The organism is Solidesulfovibrio sp., from assembly GCF_029978005.1.
In the GTDB taxonomy this organism is placed as follows: Bacteria; Desulfobacterota; Desulfovibrionia; order Desulfovibrionales; family Desulfovibrionaceae; genus Solidesulfovibrio.
The window spans coordinates 1-24226 of record NZ_JARKOZ010000129.1; the positions used below are offsets into that span (position 1 = coordinate 1).

Below are 24226 nucleotides of genomic sequence, written 5' to 3' on the forward strand. Positions count from 1 at the left end.
AATTCGTTCAAAATTTTTCAATACACTGAAATTACAGATAAAAAGACGACTACCCGCTCGGCCGAAAAACACCTGGGGGACAAAACGGGTGGGGTGGACGGGATGACAGGGGGATTTGGGATTGCGGATAAATCGGGTCCGCCAACGATGCCAACAGGCATGGCCCGCTGAAAAAGGAAAAAGGGGCCAGGACCATCGGTCCTAACCCCTTGAAATTATGGAGCCAGCAGGGAGACTCGAACTCCCGACCTGCTGATTACGAATCAGCTGCTCTACCAACTGAGCTATGCTGGCAAATGTGAGGAAATGCTTGATACACGCGGGCTCCAGCAGCGTCAAGGGATTTTGACCATCGGTCGAACTCGAACGTTTACGGCCTGATACGCCCGCGTTTGGCGGTCAACAAACGACGCGATCGCGCCCCGGGGGACCGTGGCAAACCCGTTACCCCGACTCAGGAGCCGCCGCGCGGCGGCGCGTAGCGGTTGACGATGGGCAGACGCCAGTCCTTGCCGAAGGCGCGCGTCGTGATCTTCGGGCCGGGCGGACTCTGCCGGCGCTTGTACTCGTTGCGGTCCACAAGGCGCGTCACGCGGTCCACCACCGCCGGGTCCATGCCCGCCGCAACCATGGCCGACGGCGAAAGCCCGTCCTCCACATAGGCCGCCAGCACCGGATCCAGGGCGTCGTATTCCGGCAGGGAATCCGAATCCTTCTGGTTGGGACGCAGCTCCGCCGTGGGCGGCTTCACCAGCACCCGCGCCGGGATGAGGTCCCGGCCCGCCTGGACGTTGCGCCAGCGCGACAGGGCGTACACCAGCGTCTTCGGCACGTCCTTGATCACCGCGTAACCGCCGGCCGTGTCGCCGTAGAGCGTCGAATAGCCCACCCCCACCTCGGACTTGTTGCCCGTGGTCAGGACCAGGCGGCCGAACTTGTTGGACAGAGCCATCAGCAGCGTGCCCCGGATGCGCGGCTGGAGGTTCTCCTCGGTCACGTCGAAGGGACGGTCGCCGAAAAGCGGGGACAGCGCGCCGAGAAAGGACTTGAAGACCTCCTCGATGGCCACCACGTGGAATTCGATGCCAAGCGCCTCGGCCAGGGCCCTCGCGTCCTCCAGGCTGTCGTCCGAGGAAAAACGCGTGGGCATGGCCACGCCGAGCACGTTCTCCGGCCCCAGGGCGTCGGCGGCGATCACCGCCGTCAGCGACGAGTCGATGCCGCCGGAAAGCCCGATGGCCACGCCCGGAAACCCCGATTTGCGCACGTAGTCGCCCGTGCCGAGCACGAGCGCCCGGTAGACCTGCTCCAAGTCGCAAAGAACCGGCGGGACCGGTGCAGGGGCCAGCGCGGCCCGCACCGGCGCGCCCACGGCGGAAAGAAGCACCCGACGCGGACAGGCTTCCAGGGCCGGCTCCCACTTGCGGCAACGCGGATCGAGCAGCCGCCGACGCGTGGGCAGCCCCGGGTCGAGGTCGCACACCACCATGTCCTCGGCGAACTGCCGCCCCCGGGCCAGCAGCGTGCCGTCCGGGCCGAAGACCACGCTGTGGCCGTCGAAAACCAGCTCGTCCTGGCCGCCGACCATGTTGGCGTAGGCCACGAAAGCCCCGTTGTCCGTGGCCCGGGTGGAGAGCATCCGCTCCCGGGCCGCGCCCTTGCCCTGGTGGTAGGGCGAGGCGGAAATGTTGACGAGAAGGCGCGCCCCGCCTCCGTGGGCCTGCTCGGCCGGCGGGCCGCCGGGATACCAGATGTCCTCGCACACGCTCACGCCGAACACGAAGCCGTCGCGGTCGAAGACGCAGCTCCCCCGCCCGGCGGCGAAATAGCGGTTCTCATCGAAAACCCCGTAATTGGGCAGGTAGCGCTTGGCGACCACGGCGGCCACGGCCCCGTCGTGCGCGACCACGGCCGCGTTTTGCAGGTCGCCTTCCAGCCACGGGCAGCCGTACACGGCCGTGATGCCCCGGCAGCGCCCGGCGATGGTCCGGGCCCGCTCCATGCAGGCAGCCAAAAAATCGGGCTTGATGAGCAGGTCCTCGGGCGGATAGCCGGAAAGGACCATTTCCGGAAAGACCGCCAGGTCCGCCCCGGCCTGGCGCGCCGCCTCGAGGCCGGCCAGGACCTTGGCGGCGTTGCCGTCGACGTCTCCCACGGTGGGATTGAGCTGGCAAAGCATCACGCGAAAACCGGCCATGGCCGCCTCCTTTTCCCGCCCCAAATCGGCTGAATATCTAGCCCGTCTCGCCGCCGGCGGCAACCGCCGGATGCATCCGCCGAAGCGGGCCAGGCGGGCGTCGCGAAAGCCGGCGTCGTCATCGCGCCCCTCCGGCGCTTGAGCGACAGCCCGGGCCGGACTCGTCGGCGACTCTCCCCGCCACCGGCCCCGGACGGCGTGCCGGGGCCGGCCGGCACTTTCGGGCCGATCCTTCCGGCCGCCGGGACCGGACCTCTTGCCCACAAATCAATTGACAATGATTTTCATTATCGCTATAGACTGGCTCCAGCAAACCCGCCCGGCCGTCCGTGCCGGGCGAGAAGGAGCCGCCATGCTGTCTCATTCCTCGATTTCCTCGCGCCGCCAGGCCAAGGGCTGGGCCAAGAGCTTTTTCGGACCCTCGCGCCAAAACGCCGAAACGCCCGCCCGGCGCCAACCCTCGGAATTCGACCAACCCCCGGCCCCGCGAAGCCCGGAACCCGGAGAAACCAAATGAAACGCGACGCCCGGCGCGGCGCGCCCGCCGCCGGGGCACGGGAGACGCGGCCATGACCGACATGCGCTTTCCCTTCGGCGACGAAGCGGCCTGCATACGGACCCTGCTCGCCGGCTACGGCCTGCGGCCCGTGGCCGACCACAAGGGCCGCTGCTGCTACCAGGGCCGGGCCGTCTGGCGGGGCCGGCCCGTCATCTGCCGCATCGGCGCGGGCGACCTGTCGCGCCTGCCCGGGAGCCTCTACAAGGAGACCTGGAGCGGCTACTACGACGCGGCCGAGCCGGACAGCATGCTCTACGACGAGACCCACGCCAACATCCTGGCCTGCGTGAAAAGAGCGCTCGCGCCCGCGTCAAGGCCCTAAGGGAGGTCGGTTCGTCCCTGGGCGAGGGGCAGTTCCACGACGAAGGTCGTGCCCGCCTCGCTCGTGACGAAGCGTATCTCGCCGCGGTGGTCCTCGACGATGCGCTGGCACACGGCCAGGCCCAGGCCCGTGCCGGACTCCTTGGTGGTGCAGAAGGGGTCGAACACCCGGGCGCGCACGCTCTCGGGGATGCCGCCGCCGGTGTCGGCCACGGTGAGCCGGAACTTGCCGGCCACGGCTTCGGTGGCGACCACCAGCCGGCCGCCGGCCTCCATGGCCTCGGCCGCGTTCTTCATGAGGTTGAGCAGCACCTGCCGCATGCGGTCGGCGTCGTGGGGCACGGGCGGCAGGGACGTGTCGAGGCGGACCTCCGGCACGATCCCCCGGGCTTCCAGGGCCGGGCGCATCACGGCCAGGGAGCCGCGCACGGTTTCGTTGACGTCCCGGGCCTCGATGTGGGGCACGGCCGGGCGGGTGAAGTCGCGCACCTCGTTTAAAAGCGATTCCAGGCGTTTGGCTTCGGCCTCGATGATGGCCAGCTTCTCGGCGTCCTTGTCGTCCTCGGCCAGATGGCGCCGCACCTGGCCGGCGAAGCCGCCCATGAGCATGAGGGGATTTTTTATCTCGTGGGAGAGCCGGGCCGCCGCCTCGCCTATGGCCGCGAAGCGCTCGGAGCGGATGAGCTTCTCCTGGGCCCCGAGCAGCTCCCGGGCCGTCTTGTCCACCTCGCGGGAAAGGGTGGTGTTCCAGCGCAGGGCGAAATGCATCACCGTGGCGAAGCCCGCGAACACCATCAGCTCGAAAAGCCCCACCAGCAGCCACTGCCGCACCACCAGCCGGCCGATGAGCCCCTCGACCTCGTCCTGGGGCGCGGCCAGGGCCACGGCCCAGCGGTTGCCCGCGTCGCGGCCCGGATCCAGGGAGGCCGGGCAGAAGGCCGCGTACTTCTTGACCTCGCCGACCCGGCCCCGGTGCCAGCCCGACACGTACCAGTCCGTGCCCCGCTCGCCGGCCATGACCCGCTTCTCGATGAGCCAGCGCAGCCGCGACCAGTCGATGTCCGGGTTGCGCTCCCGGCGCGCGTCCAGGGAATCCCGGCCAATGAATTCGGTCTCGTAGTGGTCCAGGAAGACGCCCTTGTCGTCCAGGACCCAGGCGTAGCCGGTGCGGCCGGACTGCACGCCGTGGGCGTAGCGGGCGGCCACGGCCAGGGCGTCGGCCACGAGGATCAGCCCGCCCGGGCGGCCCTTGTCGCCGTCCAGGGAGACGGCCATGGGGAGCAGCCGACGACCGGCGAAAGAGCCTGCGGACGGCGTGAACGCCCGGCCCGTGGCCACGTGGCCGGGCCCGGCGGCCGCGGCCAGGACGTCGCCGCAGGCGGCCGGGCACAGGCCGGGGTCGTCCAGAGCCGTTCCGGAAGGATCGAAAAAGCGCGGCCGCGCCTCCCCCGGGGCCTGCACCCCGAGGGCGACCACGTTCCACCGGGCCAGGGGGCCGGAAACGGCCGGCGCGGGAAGCCGGGGTTTGCCGTCCGAGGCCGCGTCGCCCCAGCCCGCGGCCATGTCCTCGAGGCTCGTGCGCAGGAAGGCGAAGTGGTCGACGATGTCCTCGGCGATCTTCTGGGCCAGGAGCAGCTGCTGGGCGTTGAACTGCTCGGTGACCAGGGCCTCGACATCGGTCTTGGCCCGATACCCCATGCCGGCCACGGCCACGGTCAGCAGCGCGAACACCAGGCAGGCGACGAGGATGTGCTTGCGAGTCATCGGCCCTCCGATGCTCCTTCAAATAGCGGAATCCCCACGGCCGCGCAATGTGAGGTCGGGATCGCCGCAAGGCGAGGCGGTCGCGACGGTTTGGCGCTTTTCTTGCCTGAGGACTCCCAGCCAGGGTCGTCTCGGCAAAAATTTCCCATTGGAAAGGAAGACGCGCAGGCAAGGAGCAGGATCCATGACCGTCGCAACCATAGATACCTACACTCCCACCGCCATCTCGGCGCTGACCGCCACCCAGCTCAGAAGCCTTGGCGCGACAGGCTTTTCCTCCCTCGTCGAATCCCAGGTCGACGCCTTAAGCGCCTCCCAGCTCGCCGCCCTGACCACCTCACAGGCCGCCGCCCTGACCGTGGGCCAGATCGTCTACTTCAGCGCGGCACAGTTTTCCGCCCTGACCAAGACCCAGATCGCGGTCTTCACCCCGGACGAGATCGCTTCCCTGTCCCTGACCCAACTGGCCGGGCTCACGGCCGGCGACATCGCCGAACTGACCACCACCCAGGTCTCCAAGCTGTCCGCGACGCAGCTGGCCGCCCTGACCACCACCCAGGTACGGGGCATGACCTCCACCCAGGTCCGGACCCTTTCCGAGGACCAGGTCGCCGCCCTGTCCACCACGCAGCTCGCCGCCCTGTCCGCCACCCAGGTCAAGGCCCTGACCACGACCGGCGTCGCCGCGCTGAGCACCGACCAACTGGCGGCCATGACCACGACCCAGGTCGCCGCCCTGACCGCCTCCCAGATACGGGTCCTGTCCGAGGACCAGCTTGCCGCCCTGTCCGGCACCCAGATCGCGTGCCTCACGGGCACCGAGGTCGCGGCCCTGTCCACGACCCAGATCCAGCTGCTGTCCGCCAGCCAGCTCGCCGCCCTGTCCGCCACCCAGGTCAAGTCCCTCAACACGCTTTCCCTGGCCGGGCTGACCACCACCCAGATCCAGAGCCTGTCCACGACGCAGATCGCCGCCCTGACCGCCGCGCAGCTCAAAAGGTTCGACGGCGGCCAGGTTTCGGCCCTGAGCACGACCCAGATATCGGCCATGACCGGCGGCCAGTTGGCGGCCTTTTCCGCCACGGGCATCGACGCCCTCTCCGCCAGCCAGCTCGCCGTTCTGACCTCGACGCAGATCGCGTCGATCGGCGTGACCTTCATCAGCGCGCTCAACCAGACCCAGACCGCCTCCCTGTCCGCCGAACAGTTCCAGTCCCTGACCACGACGCAGATTCGCGGCCTGACCAGCACCGACGTCAGCGAACTGAATATGACCGACTTGGCCCTGCTGACGGAAACGCAGATCGCCGCCTTCACCAGCACCCAGGCCAAGGGACTGACCGAGGACCAGATCGCCGCCCTGACCACCACCCAGGTCGCGGCCCTGACCGTCACCGCGGTCACCCCCCTGGTGGACACCCAGCTCGCCGCCTTGTCGGCCGCGCAGGTCGCCGTGCTGTCCACCACCGCCCTGCGCGGCCTGAGCGCCCCGGAAATCGGCAAACTGACCGCGACGCAACTGGCCGCCCTGACCACCGCCCAGGTCGCCGCCCTGACCGTCACCCAGATCAGGGGGCTCACGGCCGACCAGATTCCCCTGCTGTCCACCGGCCAGGTCAGGACACTCACCACGACGCAAGTCGCCGCCCTGACCGCCACCGCCGCTTCGGCCTTGACCGGCGACCAGTTCGACGCCATGACGACCACGCAGGTCGCCAGCCTTTCCGGCGCGTCCCTGAGCGGTCTGAGCCAGGCCCAGTTCTCCGTCCTGGACGCGGCCCAGATCGCCGCCCTGACCACCACCCAGCTCAAGTCCCTCACCAGCACCGACGTTTCGGAACTGAGCCTGACCGAACTGGCCTGCCTGAGCCAGACGCAGATCGCCGCCCTGACCAGCACCGCCGTGTCCGGGCTGACCCAGGACCAGGTGGCCGTGCTGAGCACGACGCAGATCCGGGGGCTGTCCACGGTCGCCGTGGCCGGCCTTGTCGATACGCAGATCGCGGCCATGTCCGCCGCCCAGATGGCGGCGTTGGCCACCACCCAGCTGCAGCGGCTCGGCAGCGGCGCCGTCAGCGGCCTGACCGTGACCCAGTTCGCCGGCCTGACCACCACCCAGATCGCCGGCCTGACCGCCGCCCAGATCAAGGGCCTGACCGCCGCCCAGATCGCCGCCCTGACGCCCGCACAGCTGGACGTGCTCAGCTCCACCCAGATCGCCTCCCTGACGGCCACGGCCGTGGACGCCCTGTCGTCCACCCAGCTTTCCGCCATGAGCACCACCCAGCTGCGGGGCCTGACCAGCACCAACCTGGGCGAACTCACCACGACCCAGCTCGCCGGACTGTCCACGGCCCAGATCGCCGCCCTGACCACGGCCCAGATCCGCGGGCTCTCGGCCACGGACCTCGGCGAGCTGCCCCTTTCCGTGCTCCAGGCCCTGACCGCCGCCCAGATCGCCGGCCTGACCGCCGCCGGCGCTTCGGGCCTGACCGAGGAACAGCTGGCCGGCCTTTCCGACGCCCAGCTCAAGGCTCTGACCTCCACCGCCCTGTCCGGTCTGGCCGACACCCAGCTCAAGGCCCTGTCCGAAACCCAGCTCGGCAAGCTCTCCTCCACGGCCGTAACCGGGCTCACCTCCACGCAGATCGCCAGCCTGGCCGATACCCAGCTGGCCGCCCTGCAGACCACGCAGATCTCCGCCCTGACCAAGGCGCAGCTCGGGAACCTGAGCGACGCCCAACTGGCCAGCCTGTCCACCACCCAGATCGCCCGGCTGACCACCACCCAGATCGCCGCCCTGTCTTCCGACGCCGTGGACGGCCTGACCGAGACCCAGATCGCCGCCATGACGGTGACGCAGCTGCGCGCCCTGTCCGCCACGTCGCTGAGCGCCCTGACCGCCACCCAAATGGCCTCGCTGTCCCAAACCCAGCTGGCCGCGCTGACCACCACTCAGCTTTCGGGCTTAAACGCCGACGACATGGGCGAACTGACCACGACCATGCTGGCGCTGCTGAGCTCCACCCAGCTTTCGGGACTGACCGCCACCGCCCTGGCCGGCCTGGACACGGACAAGTTCGCCGCCCTGACCGCCGCCCAACTTTCCGGCCTGACCCGGACGCAGGCCGCGGCGCTCTCCACGGAGCAGCTCGCCGCCCTGTCCGCCACCCAGGTCGCCGCCCTGTCCACCACCGCCCTCGGCGGCCTGGGCAGCACGGCCGTGGGCGCCATGACCACCACCCAACTGGCCGGACTGACCTCGACCCAACTGGCCGGCTTGTCCTCCGCCGGCCTGGCCGGCCTGACCTCGACCCAACTGGCCGCCCTCGCCGTCACCCAGCTCGGCAAGCTGACGGCCACACAACTCACCGCCCTGTCCGACACGGCCGTGGCCGCGCTGACCGAAACCCAGCTGGCCGCCATGACCACCACCCAGCTCAAGGGCCTGACCGCGACGGACGTCAGCACCCTGTCCGCCACGCAGATGGCCGCCCTGTCCGCCACCCAGCTGGCCGCCCTGACCGCCACCCAGCTCAAGGGCCTGAGCAGCACGGACGTCGGCGAGCTGACCCTCACCGAACTGGCGGCCCTGACCTCGACCCAGATCGCCGCCCTGACCGCCACCGCCCTGGAAGGGCTCTCCGCCACCCAGGCCGCCGCCCTGACCGCCACGCAGATCAAGGGCCTGTCCAGTTCCATCGTGGCCGGCCTGGCCGACACCCAGCTGGCCGCCCTGTCGGCCGAACAGATTTCCGCCCTGACCACCACGGCCCTGCGGGGACTTACCGGCTCCCAGCTCGACGGCCTGACCGCCACCCAGCTGGCCGCCCTGTCCGACAGGCAGATGGCGGCGCTTACCGCCACGGCGCTCGGCAGCCTGACCGCCACCCAGGCGACGGGGCTGACCACCAGCCAGTTGCGGGCGCTCACCGCCAGCCAGGTGGCCGGGCTCTCCTCCACCACCGTGGCCGCCCTTTCCACCACCCAGCTGGCCGCCCTGACCACGGCCCAGGTCAAAGGCATCGGCAGCGAGGGCGTCAGCGCCCTGGACGGGACCCAGATCGCGGCCCTGACCACCAGCCAGATCAAGGTGCTGACCACCACGCAGATGGCCGGGCTGACCAGCACGGACGTGGCCGAACTGACGTCGACCCAGTTCGCCGCCTTAAGCGCCACCCAGTTCGCGGCGCTTTCCGCCTCGGCCGTGGCCGGGCTCACCCTCGACCAGCTGGCGCTGCTCACCACCACGCAGGTCCGTGGCCTGACGGCCACGGCCGTGGGCGCGCTGTCCGAAACCCAACTGGGAGCCCTGACCGAAACCCAGATCGGAGCACTGAGCGCCACCGCCCTGTCCGGGCTGACCGCCACCGAAGCCGCCTCCCTGACCGAGACCCAGCTGGCGGCCCTGTCCCGCACGCAGATGGCCGCCCTGCCCGAAGCGGCCGTGGCCGCCCTGTCCGCCACCCAGCTGGCCGACCTGTCTTCCGCCCAACTCGGGGCGCTCACGGCGAAGCAGCTCGGGGCCCTTTCCACCCAGCAGCTGGCGACGCTCGGCGCGACCCAGCTGGCGGCCCTGTCCGCCACCGCCCTGGCCGGCCTCGACGCGGCGCAAATCGGCTCCCTGACCACCAGCCAGTTGGCCACGCTGTCCACGAGCCAGATGGCCGCCCTGTCGGCCGCGGCCGTGGCCGGGCTCACCACCACCCAGGTGGCGGCCCTTTCCCCGACCCAACTGGCGGCCATGAACGCCACGGAGATAAGGGCTTTAAGCGACAGCCAGATCGCCGCCCTGTCCGCCACCCAGATCCAGAGCCTGACCACCACCCAGCTGCGGGCCATGACCGCGACGCAAATCGGCGACCTGACCACGGCGCAGATCGACGCCCTGACCACCACCCAGCTGTCCGCCATGACCGCCACCGGCATGGCCAGCCTGACCTCGACGCAAGTGGCCAGCCTCGACGCGACGCAGATCGCCGTCCTGTCCACGGCGCAGCTCGCCGCCCTGACCACCACCGCCGTGGCCGGACTCACGGCCACGGCCATCGCGGCCCTGTCCACCCGCCAGGTCGCGGCCATGACTTCCAGCCAGGTCGCCGCCCTGTCCACGGGACAGATCGGCGCCCTGACCGCCACCCAATGGGCGGCCCTGACCACCACCGAAATCGCGGGGCTCACGGACACGCAGCTGGCCGCCCTGAGCACGACCCAACTGGCCGCCCTGGCCGCCACGCAAATCGCCGCCCTGTCGCCGACCGCCATCGACGGCCTGACGACCACGGCCATGGCCAACCTGTCCGTGACCCAGATCGCCGCTTTGTCCGTGACGGACCTGGCCGTCCTTAGCAGCACGCAGATGGCCGCCCTGACCACCAGCCAATTGGCCGCCCTGACCGCCACGCAGATCGCCGCCCTGTCCGAAACGGCCGTCTCCGGGCTCACCGGCGCCGAGCTGGCCGCCCTGACCACGGACCAGTTCGCGGCGCTCACCTCCACCCAGATCGGGGCGCTGACCGAAACGCAGTTGGCCGGGCTGTCCACGACCCGCATGGCCGCCCTGACCCTGACCCAGATCAGCGGCCTGGAATCGACCCAGATCGCGGCCCTTTCCTCCACCCAGCTGGCCGCCCTGTCGGCGGACCAGTTGGCCGCCCTGTCCGTGGCCGGCGTGGACGGCTTCGACGCCACGTCCATCCGGGGCCTGACCACGACCCAGATCGGAGCCCTGTCGGCCGCCCAGATGGCGTCGCTCAACGAAACGCAGCTCGCGGCCCTGTCCGCCACCCAGCTGGCCGCCCTGTCCGCCACCCAGCTGCGGGCCATGACGAGCACCGGCATCGCCGCCCTGACCGAAAGCCAGGTCGCGGCCCTGTCCGCCACGCAGATATCCGCCCTGACCGCCACCCAGATGGAGGCGCTCACCACCGGCCAGGTCCAGGCCTTAAACGGAACCCAGCTGGCCGCCCTGACCACCACGCAAGTCGCGGCCCTGTCCACCACGGCCGTGGCCGGGCTCACCACCACCGAACTGGCCATGCTGACCACCCGCCAGTTGGCCGCCCTGACCGCCACCCAGTTCGGCGCGCTGTCCGTCACCCAGCTGGGCGCGCTGACCACGGCCCAGATCGGCGTGCTGACCACCACGGAGATCAGCGGCCTGACCGAATCCCAGGTGGCCGCCCTCGGCGCGACGCAACTGGCCGCCTTGAGCGCCACGCAGCTGGCCGCCCTGACCACGACCGGCGTCCAGGGCCTGACCGCCACGCAGCTTGCGGCCATGAGCGACACCCAGTTGCGCCAGCTGACTTCGACCCAGATCGGGGCGCTGACCACCACCCAGTTCGCCGGGCTTTCCGCCGGCCAGATCGGGACCCTTTCCACCACCCAGATCGGCGGCCTGACTCATACGGAAATCGAGGCCCTGACCACGACCCAGCTGGCGGCGCTCTCCGCTTCCCAGATCGGGGCGCTGTCGGCCACGCAGATGGGTTCGCTGACCAGCTCCGGCCTGGCCGCCCTGACCACGACCCAACTGGCGGCCCTTTCCGCCACCCAGATCGCGGGCCTGTCCACCACGGCCGTCACCGGGCTCACCACCACGGAATTCGCCGCCCTGACCACCAGGCAGCTGACGGCCCTGACCCCGACCCAGATCGGGGCGCTGACCACCACCCAGGCGGCGGCGCTCACGCGCACCCAGCTGGGCCTTTTGACCGTGACGGAGATCGGCGGTCTGACCGAGACGCAGATCGCGGCCATGTCCGTGGACCAGCTCGAGGCCATGAGCAAGACGCAGATCGGCGCGCTGTCGACGAGCGCGGTCAAGGGCCTGACCGCCACGCAGCTGGACACCCTGTCCACCACCCAGCTCGGGGCCTTGACGGCCACGGAAATGGCCGCCCTGACCACGACCCAGGTCCAGTCGCTGTCCGCCACGCGCCTGGGCCAGTTGACGGCCACCCAGTTCGCGGGGCTTTCCGCCACGCAGGTGGGCGCGCTGACCGCCACCCAGACGGCGTCGCTGTCCGCCACGCGCCTGTCCGCCCTGACCGCCACGCAGGCGGCCGGACTCACGTCCACCCAGGTGGCCGGCCTGACCACCACCCAGCTGGCCGCCCTTTCCACCACCCAGATCGCCAGCCTGTCGACCACGGCCGTGACCGGGCTGACCGCCACGGAATTCGCCGCCCTGACCTCCCGGCAGTTCGCGGCCCTGACCGCCGCCCAGGTCGCCGCCCTGACCTCCACGCAGGTCGCGGGCATGACCACGGCCCAGGTGGCGGCCCTGACCACCACGCAAATGGCCGGCCTGACCTCCACGCAGGTGTCCGGGCTGACCGCCGCCCAGCTGGCGGCGCTGTCCACCACGCAGGTGGCGGCCCTGTCCGCCACGGGCGTGGCCGGGCTCTCGGCCAGCCAGATCACCAGCCTGGCCTCGACCCAGGTGGGGGCGCTGACCGCCGCCGAGATGGCCGCGCTTTCGACCACCGCCCTGTCGGGCCTCACGGCCGAGGACGTGGGCGCGCTGTCCACCACGCAGCTGGCCTCGCTCTCGGCCACGGGCATGGGCGCGCTGTCCACGGCGGTCATCGCCGCCCTGACCACCACCCAGCTCGGCGTGCTGACGGCCACGGAACTCGGCGGCCTGACCACGTCCCAGGCCGCGGCCCTGTCCGTCACCCAGCTCGACGCCCTGACCAGGACCCAGGTCGCGGAACTGTCCACCTCGGCCGTGTCCGGCCTGACCGCCACCCAGGTCGCCTCCCTGACCACCACCCAGCTGGCGGGCATGACCGCCACGCAGATCGGGGCGCTTTCCGCTTCGGCCATCTCGGGCATGACGACCACGGAACTGGCCAGCCTGACCACCACCCAGTTCAAGAGCCTGTCGGCCACGGGCGTGGCCGGCCTGACCGCGACGCAACTGGCGAGTCTCACCACGTCCCAGATCCAGCAGCTCAGCACCACGACCATAAGCGGCCTGACGGCGACCCAGGTGGCGGCCCTGAGCCGGTCCCCGTTCGAGACGCTGACCTCCACGCAGCTCGCGGCGCTGTCCTCGGACGGCATCAAGGGGCTGACCGAGACGCAGATCGGGAGCATGACCCTGACCCAGCTGTCCGGCCTGACCTCGTCCCAGATCGGCGCCCTCACCACCACCGAGATCGCCGAGCTGTCCACCACCCAGATCGCGGCGCTCACCGCCACGCAGATCGTGGGCCTCGACCGCCTCCAGCTCCGGTCCCTGAGCGTCGCGCAGTTCGGCGTGCTCTCGGCCACCCAGGTCGCCGCCCTCACGGAGACCCAGGTGGCGAGCCTTTCCGGCACGGAACTGCGGGCCATGACCACGACCCAGTTCGCCGCCCTGACGCCCACCCAGTTCGCCGCCCTGACCCCCAACCAGTACGACCTGCTCACCAGCACGCAACTGGCCAACATCGCGGCGACCCAATGGTCGCAAGTGACCACCACGACCATCGGGGCCTTGTCCGAGACGGCTATCGACGGCCTGTCCACAACGGACCTGGAATGCCTCAACGCCACGCAGATCGGCGCGTTTACAACGACGCAATTGGCCAGTATGACCACGGAGCAGCTCAACGCCCTGGCCGCCGCGCTGGCCTGATGCACGGGCGGGAAGATCTTTTTCCGGCGACTAACGGCCGGCCGTCCCCCAGGCGGCCGGTTCCGCGATCCTGAAGCAGCACGAGGAGGGCACGCCAAGCGCCATGGCCACCGACATTCTTTCCCCGGCCCTGATCGCCTCCATGGTGGGGCATTTGAGCGTGTCCGACCTCATCCGGACCACCGAAACCTTCAAGCAGAGCGGCCAGCTCGCCTCCATCGAGGCGGCCTACGCGGCCTGGGTCGCGGCCAATCCCAACGATCCGCTGCTCTACGCCGTGCTCTTCAACTACTCCATCGCGCTCACCGACACGGGCAAGCTCGAAGCGGCCAAGGAGTGCCTGGAGCGGGCCATCGCGCTCAACGCGGACTTCATGCCGGCCTACATCAACCTCGGCCGCATCCTCGAACGCCTGGGCAAGATCGGCCTGGCCATCATCCAGTGGTCGGCCGGACTGGCCAGGATGGCGGCGGTGAGCGGCCAGGCGGTCATGCACAAGACCACGGCGCTCAACCAGAGCGCCCGGGCGCTGGAGGCCGTGAGCCAGGACGAGGCGGCCGAGAAGATGCTGCGCGAGAGCCTGGAGCTCGACCGGGACCAGCGCGAGGTGGTGCAGCACCTGGTGGCCCTGCGCCAGCGGCAGTGCGAATGGCCGGTGCTTTTGCCGAGCGAACGCGTGTCCCGGGAGACGCTGTTCATGGACATGTCGCCCCTGTCCGCCGCGGCCCTGGCCGACGATCCCCTCATGCAGCTGGCCCTGGCCGACCGCTACAACCGCCGCGACGTGGGCTCGTCCCAGGGAGCCCTGACCGAATGGCCCACGGCCATGGCCCATGACGGGCCGCTTCGCGTGGGCTACCTGTCCTCGGATCTGCGCGAGCACGCCGTGGGCTACCTCATGACCGAGGTCCTCGGGCTCCACGACCGGGAGAAGGTCGAGGTCCACGCCTACTACTGCGGCATCCCCACGGACGACGCGCTGCACCGGCATTTCAAGGAGACCTCCGACCGCTTCACCGTGATCACGGACCTCGACGACGCCGCGGCCGCCCGGCGCATGGCCGACGACGGCATCCAGATACTGGTCGACCTCAACGGCTACACCCGCGACGCGCGCCTGAAGCTCGTGGCCCTGCGGCCGGCCCCGGTCATCGTCAACTGGCTGGGCTACCCCGGCACCATGGCCAGCCCCTACCACCACTACCTCATCGCCGACGACTGGATCATCCCCGAGGAAAACGAGATCTACTTCTCGGAGAAGGTGACGCGCCTGCCCTGCTACCAGCCGAGCAACCGCAACCGCGTGGTCTCCCCGACGCGGCCGACCCGGGCCGAGGCCGGGCTGCCCGAGGAAGGCATGGTCTATTGCTGCTTCAACGGCAGCCACAAGATCCACCGCCACACCTTCGACCGGTGGCTCACCATCCTGGCCCGGGTGCCGGAGAGCGTGCTGTGGCTCCTCGGCGGGCCCGAGGCCACGGTCGGCCGCCTGCGGGACTACGCCGCCTCGCGCGGCATCGCGCCCGAGCGGCTGGTCTTCGCGGACAAGGCGGCCAACCCGGCCCACCTGGCCCGCTATCCCCTGGCCGACCTATTTTTGGACACCACGCCCTACGGCGCGCACACCACGGCCTCGGACGCCCTGTGGGCCGGGGTGCCGGTGCTGACCGCCTCGGGCCGGTCCTTCGCCTCGCGCGTGTGCGGCAGCCTCGTGCGCGCGGCCGGGCTGCCCGAGCTCGTGTGCGCCACGCCCGAGGAATACGTGGAGCGGGCCGTGGCCCTGGGCGCCGACCGCGACGCCCTGGCCGCCCTGCGCGAGCGTCTGGCGGCCGGGCGGGCGGACTGCACGCTCTTCGACATGCCAGGACTCGTGCGCGGCCTGGAGGGGCTTTACGCCGCCATGTGGCGCGACTGCCGGGAAGGCCGGCTCCCCCGGCCGGACCTGGCCAACCTCGAGGTCTACCTGGAGACCGCCGGCCAGGTGGACCACGAGGCCATCGAGGTCCAGGGCATCGCCGACTACCGGGGCTGGTGGACGGACCAGCTCGCCCGGCGGCACCGCCTGCGGCCCATCTCCAGGGACGCCCGCCTGGTCGCGGATCCCCTGCTTTTCCCGTAAGATCGCCAGCCGTTCGCCGCTTGGGACCGCAAGCGCGCATTCCGGTCTGGACGGCGGCAAGGCCGAAGGGTTATGCAACACCGTGGGCCGCCGCCTGCGGGAAACGACTTGGCTTGCCCAGGTCCCGACGGCGGCCCGCCCCTTTGCCTGCATCGCGCCAAACCGCCAATGCGCCCGACCGCTCGGGGCCCTGCTGTTTCGAAGGGATGCCCCCCTCGGGCATCTTGGCGAACTGTCGAGAGGATGCTTTGCTGTTATCCGGTCCGGACGATACGAGAGCTCGAACGCCAGACGCCGCTCCCGTCAAGCAACGCGCGTCGCGCCTGTGCTTGGCGTTGATTTTTTCCGTCGCGATTTCCTTTTTCCTGTACCACAAGGATCATTTCGTCAGCGCCCAGTATGCCGCGCTGCTCTCGTTGCTGCTGGTCGCCACGTCCTATGGATTCGCGACAAGGAACGGCGAAGACGCCCCCTATTTCCGGTGCGGCGCGGCCGGCATCCTCCTGACCCTGGCCCTGACCTGCCTGCCCCTGGCCGGCTACACCTGGAGCATGGCCGACGACTACGTCATCCCCATGATGCTCGGCCCCTCCGGCCGGATGGGGCTTTCGGACCTCGTCAGGCACCTCGGCAGCACGCAATCGCTGGCCGTGGTCTTCGACAACGCCTCGGGCCGGTTCCAGCCGGTGTTCGTGTTCATGTACGCCCTGAACGCCTTCCTTTTCGGCGACGCCATCGCGGCCTGGTACGTCTGGTACGGCTGCCTTTTCCTGGCGACCGTCGCCCTGTTCCTCCTGGCGCTGCGGCGCTGCTTCGACGGGATCACGGCGGTGCTGGCGGGCTGCCTGCTGCTCACCCAGCTCCAATGGCATTGGCTGTTTCGGGACACCGGCGTGGTGGAGGTCTACGGGCTTTTCGGCCTGGCCCTGGTCGTGCATCGCATGGCCCGCGACCACGACCGTCCGACCGTATCCTTCGGTTCCTACGCCCTGCTCACCCTGGGCAACATCCTGATGCTCGGGACCAAGGAGACGTTCGTCCTGGCCTGCGTCCTGCCCCTGGCCTTCCTCTACGACCGCTGGCGGCGGGAGACGGACGGCCAGCGGCCGCGAGCCCTCGTCTTTTTCGGTCTCAACCTGCTGTGCGACCTGTACGTCTTCCTCGGCATCTGGGCCGCCCTGTCCGTCACGGGCACGGACGTCTACGGCCGGGAGGTCGGCGTCGCGACCTTCTGCACGTCGCTTGACGAATATCTGAAGAGCTTCGGCGACCTGATCCGGTGGCCGTGGTACCTGGCCTGTGCGGCCGTCCTCGTCGCCGCCCGGTTCGTCCTCGGCCGGGGCAGGGAAAACCGGGCCGTCACGCGGCGCAGAACCCTCGCCTACGGCCTGACGGCGGCCTGGATCTTCCTCTTCGGCCTGTCCCTGTACGTGTTCTACCACGGCGAGGTCGACAACCAGCACTACTCCCTGCCTTTTTCCGCCACGCCCGCCCTGTTGTGGCTTCTCGCCGCTCGGTACTTCCTGGAAACGGCCGCTCTGGTCCCGGCCGGGGCGGCGCGGGCGGCCGCCGGCATGCTCGTCGGCTTCCTGTGCGCCTACGGCTTTTTGACCACGCCGCTTTTCGCCAAGGACTTCATTCGCATCTTCGGCGAGTCCAACGCGGCCTACCGCGCCGCCCTGGAAAGGATCGCCGCCATGGCGGCCAAGGAGCCGGACAGGCCGCTGGTCCTGGTCGTCGGCGACACGGACAACGACGAACTCGTCGTCAGCCCGGCCGTGTACCTCAAGATGGTCCTGCGCATCCCCAACGCCATTTTCGTCAAGCCGGCCGGTCCCGAGGCCGACCCCATCCGCCGCCTGCGCCAGGAAGGCTTCGTCGACGCCCTGGCCCCCGGAGAGCCGCCCCAGGACGCGCCGGCCTTCGTGGTCGGCATCCTGGCCACGCCCGAGGGCGAGGCCGGAAACCTCGGCCGGCTCCTGCCCGTGCAAACGGGACAGCCCCAGCTCAAGCTCTTTCCCGTCCTTTCGCGCAATATCTGGTAAGCCGGCGCTCCCCCGCCCCTGCCGCTCCTTCGGGAAAAGCGGACCGGCCGGATGCGACGCCGCGACCGCGGACGCCCCCGGCGCGATTCCACAAGCATCAGCAACGACGGCCGCCGGTCGCGTATGGTCCCGCCGAGGGCCTGCGGCCAAGCGCCGGACGCTGCGGGTTCGTGGCCAAAGCCGGCGCGGCGGTGCTCATGGGCCGGGCGCTTCCGCGCCCAGTCGACTCAGCGGACGCGGGTTAGGCGGTTTTCGTCGCCGCCCCGGCGGGCGCGTCGTGCGTCGGCGCGTCTTCCCGGGCCATGGCCGCCGCCGGCGGCGCGGGCGTGGCCGCGGCCGGCTGCATCAGTTCGGGCTGCGCAGCGGCCGGACTTGCCTCGGCCGGCGGGGCCGAGGGCGTCTCCTCGTGCATGGCCTTCTTGAAGTCGCGCACCGCCCGGCCGAGGCTCCCGCCCAGGTCGCCGATCTTGCCAGGCCCGAAGATCACCAGCGCGATCACCAGAATGACGATGAGGTGCATCGGCTCGAACAATCCCATGGTTGCCCTCCCGCGAGTCAGGCTCGCATCCGGCCATATAATCCATGGGGTCAGGCGGAACAAGACAACCTGGAAATACTGAAATCCAACGGCGCGGCCGGACGGCGCGCCTCCGGAAACGGATGCGCTCGGTCCCTGGGGCGACGGCCGCTTCGGGTGCGCGCCTTCGTCGATTTCACCGTCGCCTCCATGACCGCAATCCTCGAGGCCGGCTGATTCGGCCGGCCGCTTGCATAGGCTGCCGTCGCCACGAAAACGGACCAAGCCCCGTCCCCGAAACCCGTTCCCGCCCGGATGGACGCCGCTGAGGCTAGCATTTATCTCTTTGAAATTCATGTATTTTTAGAACTAAAACGATCTTTCATACGGAACAGCGGAAATTCATCGTCAACAATGATTTTTCGTTGATTCCCGTTTCCTCCTTATTTTTGAATCTGCAACACCCCGTAACAGCAAGATATTTTTGTGAACACATCCTGGCACAGGACTTGCCAAACTTATTCCACGCAACCGCGAGGCCAGGCGTTTACCGCCTCTCTGGCGGGGACGGCCCCGACAGCCCACGCGCCGCAACGCGACGGCGCAAGCCGCCGCCAGTGCGCGTGCCGCCAAACAACGAACCGGAAAGAGCGGAGCCATGACGGACATCAACCAGGAAATGCGGGTCATCAATATCGGCCTGGAGGGTTTTTACAACGAACTCCTGGAGCAGGGCGTCAGCGGCGTCCAGGTGGACTGGCGTCCCCCCGCCGGCGGCGACCCCGCCCTCATCGACAAGCTCGCCCGGCTGCAATGCCCCGAGGTCGAGGAGGCCAACGCCCGGACCGTGGCCCGGCTGAAGGACAGCCGGCCGCTGTGGATCGACGTCCAACCGGCCATCGAAGCCATCCCCGGCATGGAGGGAAACTTCCTGCTCCATTCCGGCCCGCCCATCGATTTCGGCGACATGTGCGACCCCCAGCAGCGCGCCGTGGAAGCGGCGGCCGTCTTCGAGGGCTGGGCGACCGACCGGGCCGGCCTGGAAGCGAAGCTGCGCTCCGGCGACATCAGGCTTCGGCCCAACTACGCCTTCGGCAGCGTCGGGGCCATGTGCGGCGTCATCTCGCCGTCCATGCAGGTGATCGTCACCGAGAACGCCACTTACGGCAACCGTTCCTGGTCCACCTTCAACGAGGGCAAGGGCAACGTCATCTGGATGGGAACCTACGACGCGGGCACCATCGAGCGGCTGCGCTGGATGCGCGAGGTCCTCGGCCCGAGCCTGCGCGCCGCCTTGCGCGTGCGGGGCGAGGGGCTCGACATCTTCAAGATCATCGCCGAGGGCACGCTCATGGGCGACGAGGTGCACGCCCGAAGCGCCGCCTGCACCCTGCTGCTCCTGCGCCAGCTCACGCCCCTGCTCCTGGCCTCGGACGCCTCTCGCGAAACGGTGGCCCGGATCGTGGACTTCATCGGCCAGAACAACCATTCCTTCCTGAGCCTCACCCTGACCGCCTGCAAGGCCGCGGCCGACGCCGCCCACGGCATCCCCCATTCCACGGTGGTCACGGCCATGAGCCGCAACGGCGTCAATTTCGCCCTGCGCGTGGGCGGCCTGCCCGACGCCTGGTTTATCAGCCCCACCGCGCCCATGGACGAGGCCATCTACTATTCCGGCTACGGCCCCGAGGACGCCGCCGGTGACATCGGTGACAGCGCCATCGTGGAAACGGCCGGCCTCGGCGGCATGATCATCGGCGCGGCCCCCAGCATCAGCTCCTTCGTCGGCGGCTCCATGCGCCACTCCCGCCAGGCCATGGCCGTCATGCGCTCCATCTGCGCCGGGGAGAACCCGGCCTTTGCGCCGGGCGCGGTGGACTTCACCCCGGCACCGCTGGGCATCGACGTCCGCAAGGTCGTGCGCCTGGGCGTCACCCCCATCATCGACACCGGCGTGCTGCACAAGGCCTCGGGCGTGGGCCAGATCGGCACGGGCATCGCCCGCGCCCCCATGGCCGCCTTCCGCCAGGCCCTGGCCGCCATGCCCGTCCCTCGCTGAAGCCGACCGCCAGAGAACATTTCACAGGCAGGAGACGCGACCATGACCAAACCCATCGCCGTGGTGGCCTTCGGCGGCAACGCCATCCTGGACGCCGGAGACGACGGCTCCTTCACCACCCAGCTCGAAAAGGCCAAGGCGGCCTGCCGCCAGATGCTGGCCATCCTGCACAAGGGCTACCAGCTCATCCTGGTCCACGGAAACGGGCCGCAGGTGGGCAACCTGCTCATCCAGTTCGAAAAGGCCAGCGACATCATTCCGGTCCCTCCCCTGGACGTGGCCGTGGCCTCGTCCCAGGGCCTGCTCGGCCACATGCTCGAAATCAGCATGCGCACCGTGCTCGAGGAGGACCGCATGCAGCGCGAGGTGGCCACCGTGCTGACCCAGGTGGTGGTCAGCCCCGACGATCCCGCCTTTTCCCGGCCGACCAAGCCCATCGGCCCCTTCTATACCCAAGAACAGGCCGAGCATTACCGCCTGACCGAGGGCTGGCACGTGACCGAGGACGCCGGCAGGGGCTGGCGGCGCGTGGTCTGCTCGCCCCAGCCGCGCAAGGTCCTGGAACTGAGCACCATCAAGTACCTGGCCGAAAACGACACCGTGGTCATCACCTGCGGCGGCGGCGGCATCCCGGTCAACTACCTGACCGACCGCGTGGTGGGCACCGACGGCGTCATCGACAAGGACGCCACGGCTGCCCTGCTCGCCTACAACATCGGCGCGGAACTCTTCATCATCCTCACCGGCGTGGCGCAGGTCTGCCTGGACTTCGGCAAGCCGACCCAGCGCAGCCTGGACGAGGTGACCGTGGCCGAGGCCCGGCAGTGGCTCGAAGAGGGGCAGTTCCCGCCCGGCAGCATGGGCCCCAAGATCCGAAGCGCCGTCGAGTATGTGGAAAAGGGCGGCAGGGAAGCCGTCATCACCTCCCAGGACAACCTCAAAGCGGCCATGCAGCGCACCGGCAAATGCACCCGGATCGTCAAATAGGCATCCTCAAAACACCGATCGAGGCGAAGACATGCACGCGCAAGCCATCGTACGCAAGAACCAGTACCAGGACTCGGTCCGCTTGATGCAGATCTCCCGACAGGCCGGCGAGCTGCCCGGCGTCGTCAAGGTCCTGGCCCTGCTCGGCACGGACAGCAACAAGAAAGTTCTGGCCGACCTCGGCCTGCTGGAAGACACGGTGGCCGCGGCCACGGCCAACGACCTGGTCATCTGCATCGAGGCCGAAAACGAGGAGGCCTTCGCCGCCGCCCTGGCCGACGTGGACGCGCGGCTGCGCAGCCGGGCCACGGCCGACGACGCGGCCGAGGCCAGGCCCCGCTCCCTGGAAGAAGCCGTCTCGCGCCTGCCCGGGGCCAATTTCGCCATGATCTCCCTGCCCGGGAGCATGGCCAAGCTCGACGTGGCCGAGGCCCTGGAGCGGGGGCTTCACGTCATGCTCTTTTCCGACAACATCTCCCTGGCCGACGAGGCCGAGCTCAAGGCCAGGGCCGCGGAAAAGGGGCTCCTGCTCATGGGGCCGGACTGCGGCACGGCCATAGTGGGTGGCGTGGCCCTGGCCCTGGCCAACGTGGTGCGCCGGGGCGACATCGGCCTGGCCGCCGCCTCGGGCACGGGCATCCAGGAGGTCACCTGCCTCATCGACCGCTTCGGCGGCGGCGTCTCCCACGCCATCGGCGTCGGCGGGCGCGACCTGCGCCGCGAGATCGGCGGGACCATGATGCTCCAGGCCATCCGCACCCTGGCCCGGGACCCGGCCACCAGAAAGCTCGTCATCCTGTCCAAGCCGGGCGCGCCCGAGGTCAGGGAGAAGGTCATGGCCGAGGCCCGGGCCAGCGGCCTGGAGGTCGTGGCCTGCCTGCTCGGCGACGACGGCGCGGCGGCAGGCGGAGACGGGATCACCCGCGTCGCCACCCTGGAAGAGGCGGCCTTCGCCGCCTTGGGCCGTGAGGTCCCCGAACCGCACCTGCCCGAGGAGCTGCGCGCCCGGGCCGCCGCCCTTTCCCCGGACCGCCGCTACCTGCGCGGCCTCTACAGCGGCGGCACCCTCTGCTACGAGACGCTTTTCCTGCTCAAGGACGCCATGGACATCCAGTCCAACGTGGCCGTGCGGCCCGAGCTCAAGCTGGCCTATCCGGTCAAGGGCGCGGCCCACTGCTGCGTGGACCTCGGCGAGGACGAATTCACCCAGGGCCGGCCCCATCCCATCATCGACCTGGGGCTTCGCCTGGAACGCCTGGCCGAGGAAATGGCCGACCCCACGGTCAAGGCCGTGCTCCTCGACCTGGTCATCGGCTACGGCGCGCACCGCAACCCGGCGGCCGAACTGGCCGAGGCCCTCGACGCCGCCCGCCGGGGCCAGGCCGACGGCGGCCCGGTGGCGCTCGTCCACGTCTGCGGCACGCAGGCCGATCCCCAGCAGCTCCAAACCCAGGAAACCCTGCTGGCCGAGGCCGGGGCGTTTCTTTTCCCGACCAACGCCCAGGCGGCCAGGGCTGCCCTGGCCGTGGTCTCGGGGACCCTTTGAGCAAACCCCGCGCCCGCCGGCGAGGAGGCCGTCCATGACGTATCAGGAAGAATTCGCCCAGCGGTTCGGCGAGGCCGTGTCCTTCGATCCGCAGATACTGCGCAGCTACGACCACGACCTGGGCGAGATGCCGCGCCCGCTTTTGGCCATGATCCGCCACCGGCCGGACGTCGTGGTCGTCGCCCGAAGCGCCGGGGACACGGCCGACGCCCTGCGCCTGGCGGGCAAGCATGGCCTGCCGGTCACGCCGCGCGCCCAGGCCTCCTCGGGCTACGGCGGTGCGATCCCCTGCCGGGGCGGCCTGGTGCTCGACCTTTGCAATTGCAACCGGGTCCTTTCCGTGGACGCCGCCAATGCCACCGTGGACGTGGAGCCCGGCGTGGTCTGGGAGGACCTGTCCCGGGCCCTGGCTCCGCATGGCCTGGGCAACCGCGTCTGCCCCACCAGCGCCCCGTCGTCCACGGTGGGCGGCTGGTTCGCCATGGGGGGCGTGGGCATCGGCAGCCTGCGCTACGGGACCATCCGCGACAACGTGCTCGAAATCGACGTGGCCGGCCTCGACGGCGCGGTGCGGACGTTTCGCGGCGAAGCCATGGAACCCTACTCCCAGACCTGCGGCAGCCTCGGGGTCGTCACCCGGCTGCGCCTGGCCTGCCGGAAAGCCGAAACCCTGCTGCCCCTGGCCGCCAGAATGCCCGACGCCCCGGCCGCCGTGCGGTTCCTGGAACTTCTCGAAGCCTGGCCGGACGTCTATTCGGCCAGCCTGCAATCCGCCGGCTACTGCGCCATGCGCGCGGCGGCCGAAGGCCACGCCCCGGCGCTTGCTTCGGGCTTTCTGGTCTCCTTCGCCACGACCGCCAAGGAGACGGCCACGGCCGAGGCGACGCGCCTGGCCGCCCTGTGCGGCGGCGCGCTCCTGGACGACGCCGTGGCCGAGGCGGAATGGAACGGCCGCTACTATCCCATGCGCATCCGCAAGGTCGGCCCGTCGGCCCTGGTCGGGGAATACCTCGTGCCCATGCAGGGCTTCCCCGCCGCCCACGCCGCCCTGACCGCCGCCCTGAAGCGGGACGCCCTGGGCGTCGAGGCCTTCGGGGTACGCGGCGGCGGGCTGGCCGTGCTGGTCTACATCCTCGACGACGCCCGCGCCCTGCTCTACCCGCTGCGCATGGCCAAGGCCATGCTCCCCATGCGCCTGGCCGCCCGCTTCGGCGGTCGGCCCTACGCCACGGGCATGTGGTTTTCCGCTTTGGCCGGGGAGGTCTTCGGCCCGGACAAGCTCGCCCTGGTCCGGCGTTTGAAAGCGCAGCTCGACGCGCGCGGCCTGCTCAATCCCGGCAAGCTCTCCGGCCCAGGCCTGCCGCTTGCGCCCTTCGTGAGCCTTTCCCGCTGCATCCTGGCGGGCACGGCCTGCCTGGGGCCCCTGGCCGCCCTTTTGCCCTCCAAACCCCGCCGCACCTCGTAAGGCCCCCGGAGGCACCAT

Annotated in this window: 12 protein-coding genes and 1 tRNA gene; 9 read left to right on the forward strand and 4 right to left on the reverse strand. The window is 69.9% G+C overall.

Features of this window, described 5'->3' with window-relative positions:
• Positions 1–218: 218 nt before the first annotated feature.
• A tRNA-Thr gene (locus tag Q1K70_RS14570) sits at positions 219–294 on the reverse strand.
• A 160-nt stretch (positions 295–454) separates the two neighbouring features.
• Positions 455–2197, reverse strand: coding sequence for an NAD+ synthase (locus tag Q1K70_RS14575; protein ID WP_300160993.1), 1743 nt, complete (start codon positions 2195–2197; stop codon positions 455–457).
• Between the two features lie 352 nt (positions 2198–2549).
• Between Q1K70_RS14575 and Q1K70_RS14580 the strand changes: the two genes are divergently transcribed.
• Together Q1K70_RS14580 and Q1K70_RS14585 are read left to right on the forward strand one after the other, a co-directional pair.
• A complete protein-coding gene (locus tag Q1K70_RS14580; RefSeq protein ID WP_300160995.1) occupies positions 2550–2714 on the forward strand; it encodes a hypothetical protein in 165 nt (54 codons plus the stop codon).
• Positions 2715–2766: 52 nt separating this feature from the next.
• On the forward strand, positions 2767–3078 hold the full coding sequence (locus tag Q1K70_RS14585) for a hypothetical protein (RefSeq protein ID WP_300160997.1): 312 nt from the start codon (positions 2767–2769) through the stop codon (positions 3076–3078).
• Here Q1K70_RS14585 and Q1K70_RS14590 read toward each other — a convergent pair.
• Entirely contained in the window at positions 3075–4841 is a 1767-nt protein-coding gene (locus Q1K70_RS14590) for an ATP-binding protein (protein WP_300160999.1), read from the reverse strand. The genes Q1K70_RS14585 and Q1K70_RS14590 overlap by 4 nt on opposite strands.
• Before the next feature lie 184 nt (positions 4842–5025).
• On the opposite strand from Q1K70_RS14590, the gene Q1K70_RS14595 reads away from it, so the two are divergent.
• From Q1K70_RS14595 to Q1K70_RS14605, 3 genes are all read left to right on the forward strand, one after another.
• Positions 5026–13470 carry a hypothetical protein gene (locus Q1K70_RS14595; RefSeq protein ID WP_300161000.1) on the forward strand — a complete coding sequence of 2815 codons (8445 nt, stop codon included), beginning with the start codon at positions 5026–5028 and terminating at the stop codon, positions 13468–13470.
• Positions 13471–13573: 103 nt separating this feature from the next.
• The gene (locus Q1K70_RS14600; RefSeq protein WP_300161002.1) at positions 13574–15589 is read left to right on the forward strand and encodes a glycosyl transferase; all 2016 of its coding nucleotides are present in this window, start codon (positions 13574–13576) and stop codon (positions 15587–15589) included.
• A gap of 329 nt (positions 15590–15918) precedes the next feature.
• A complete protein-coding gene (locus Q1K70_RS14605) occupies positions 15919–17634 on the forward strand; it encodes a hypothetical protein (RefSeq protein WP_300161004.1) in 1716 nt (571 codons plus the stop codon).
• A gap of 241 nt (positions 17635–17875) precedes the next feature.
• Here the strand turns inward: Q1K70_RS14605 and tatA are convergent, their stop codons facing one another.
• Entirely contained in the window at positions 17876–18172 is a 297-nt protein-coding gene (gene tatA, locus Q1K70_RS14610) for a twin-arginine translocase TatA/TatE family subunit (protein ID WP_300161006.1), read from the reverse strand.
• Between the two features lie 637 nt (positions 18173–18809).
• Between tatA and Q1K70_RS14615 the strand changes: the two genes are divergently transcribed.
• The 4 genes from Q1K70_RS14615 to Q1K70_RS14630 are packed head-to-tail and all read left to right on the forward strand — an operon-like array spanning position 18810 to position 24208.
• A complete protein-coding gene (locus tag Q1K70_RS14615) occupies positions 18810–20210 on the forward strand; it encodes a DUF1116 domain-containing protein (protein WP_300161008.1) in 1401 nt (466 codons plus the stop codon).
• 42 nt (positions 20211–20252) lie between these two features.
• Positions 20253–21197 carry a carbamate kinase gene (gene arcC, locus Q1K70_RS14620; protein ID WP_300161010.1) on the forward strand — a complete coding sequence of 315 codons (945 nt, stop codon included), beginning with the start codon at positions 20253–20255 and terminating at the stop codon, positions 21195–21197.
• Between the two features lie 31 nt (positions 21198–21228).
• Positions 21229–22743, forward strand: a complete 1515-nt coding sequence (gene fdrA, locus Q1K70_RS14625) for an acyl-CoA synthetase FdrA (RefSeq protein ID WP_300161012.1) — start codon at positions 21229–21231, stop codon at positions 22741–22743.
• Between the two features lie 34 nt (positions 22744–22777).
• Positions 22778–24208: an FAD-binding oxidoreductase gene (locus tag Q1K70_RS14630; protein ID WP_300161014.1), complete on the forward strand. Its 1431-nt coding sequence runs from the start codon at positions 22778–22780 to the stop codon at positions 24206–24208.
• Positions 24209–24226 lie beyond the last annotated feature (18 nt).

What these genes read in the sequence shown, in the direction of transcription:
- Q1K70_RS14575 (WP_300160993.1), bottom strand. Translation starts at nt 2,197, where the DNA reads ATGGCCGGTTTTCGCGTGATGCTTTGCCAGCTCAATCCCACCGTGGGA.
- Q1K70_RS14580 (WP_300160995.1), top strand. Translation starts at nt 2,550, where the DNA reads ATGCTGTCTCATTCCTCGATTTCCTCGCGCCGCCAGGCCAAGGGCTGG.
- Q1K70_RS14585 (WP_300160997.1), top strand. Translation starts at nt 2,767, where the DNA reads ATGACCGACATGCGCTTTCCCTTCGGCGACGAAGCGGCCTGCATACGG.
- Q1K70_RS14590 (WP_300160999.1), bottom strand. Translation starts at nt 4,841, where the DNA reads ATGACTCGCAAGCACATCCTCGTCGCCTGCCTGGTGTTCGCGCTGCTG.
- Q1K70_RS14595 (WP_300161000.1), top strand. Translation starts at nt 5,026, where the DNA reads ATGACCGTCGCAACCATAGATACCTACACTCCCACCGCCATCTCGGCG.
- Q1K70_RS14600 (WP_300161002.1), top strand. Translation starts at nt 13,574, where the DNA reads ATGGCCACCGACATTCTTTCCCCGGCCCTGATCGCCTCCATGGTGGGG.
- tatA (WP_300161006.1), bottom strand. Translation starts at nt 18,172, where the DNA reads ATGGGATTGTTCGAGCCGATGCACCTCATCGTCATTCTGGTGATCGCG.
- Q1K70_RS14615 (WP_300161008.1), top strand. Translation starts at nt 18,810, where the DNA reads ATGACGGACATCAACCAGGAAATGCGGGTCATCAATATCGGCCTGGAG.
- arcC (WP_300161010.1), top strand. Translation starts at nt 20,253, where the DNA reads ATGACCAAACCCATCGCCGTGGTGGCCTTCGGCGGCAACGCCATCCTG.
- fdrA (WP_300161012.1), top strand. Translation starts at nt 21,229, where the DNA reads ATGCACGCGCAAGCCATCGTACGCAAGAACCAGTACCAGGACTCGGTC.
- Q1K70_RS14630 (WP_300161014.1), top strand. Translation starts at nt 22,778, where the DNA reads ATGACGTATCAGGAAGAATTCGCCCAGCGGTTCGGCGAGGCCGTGTCC.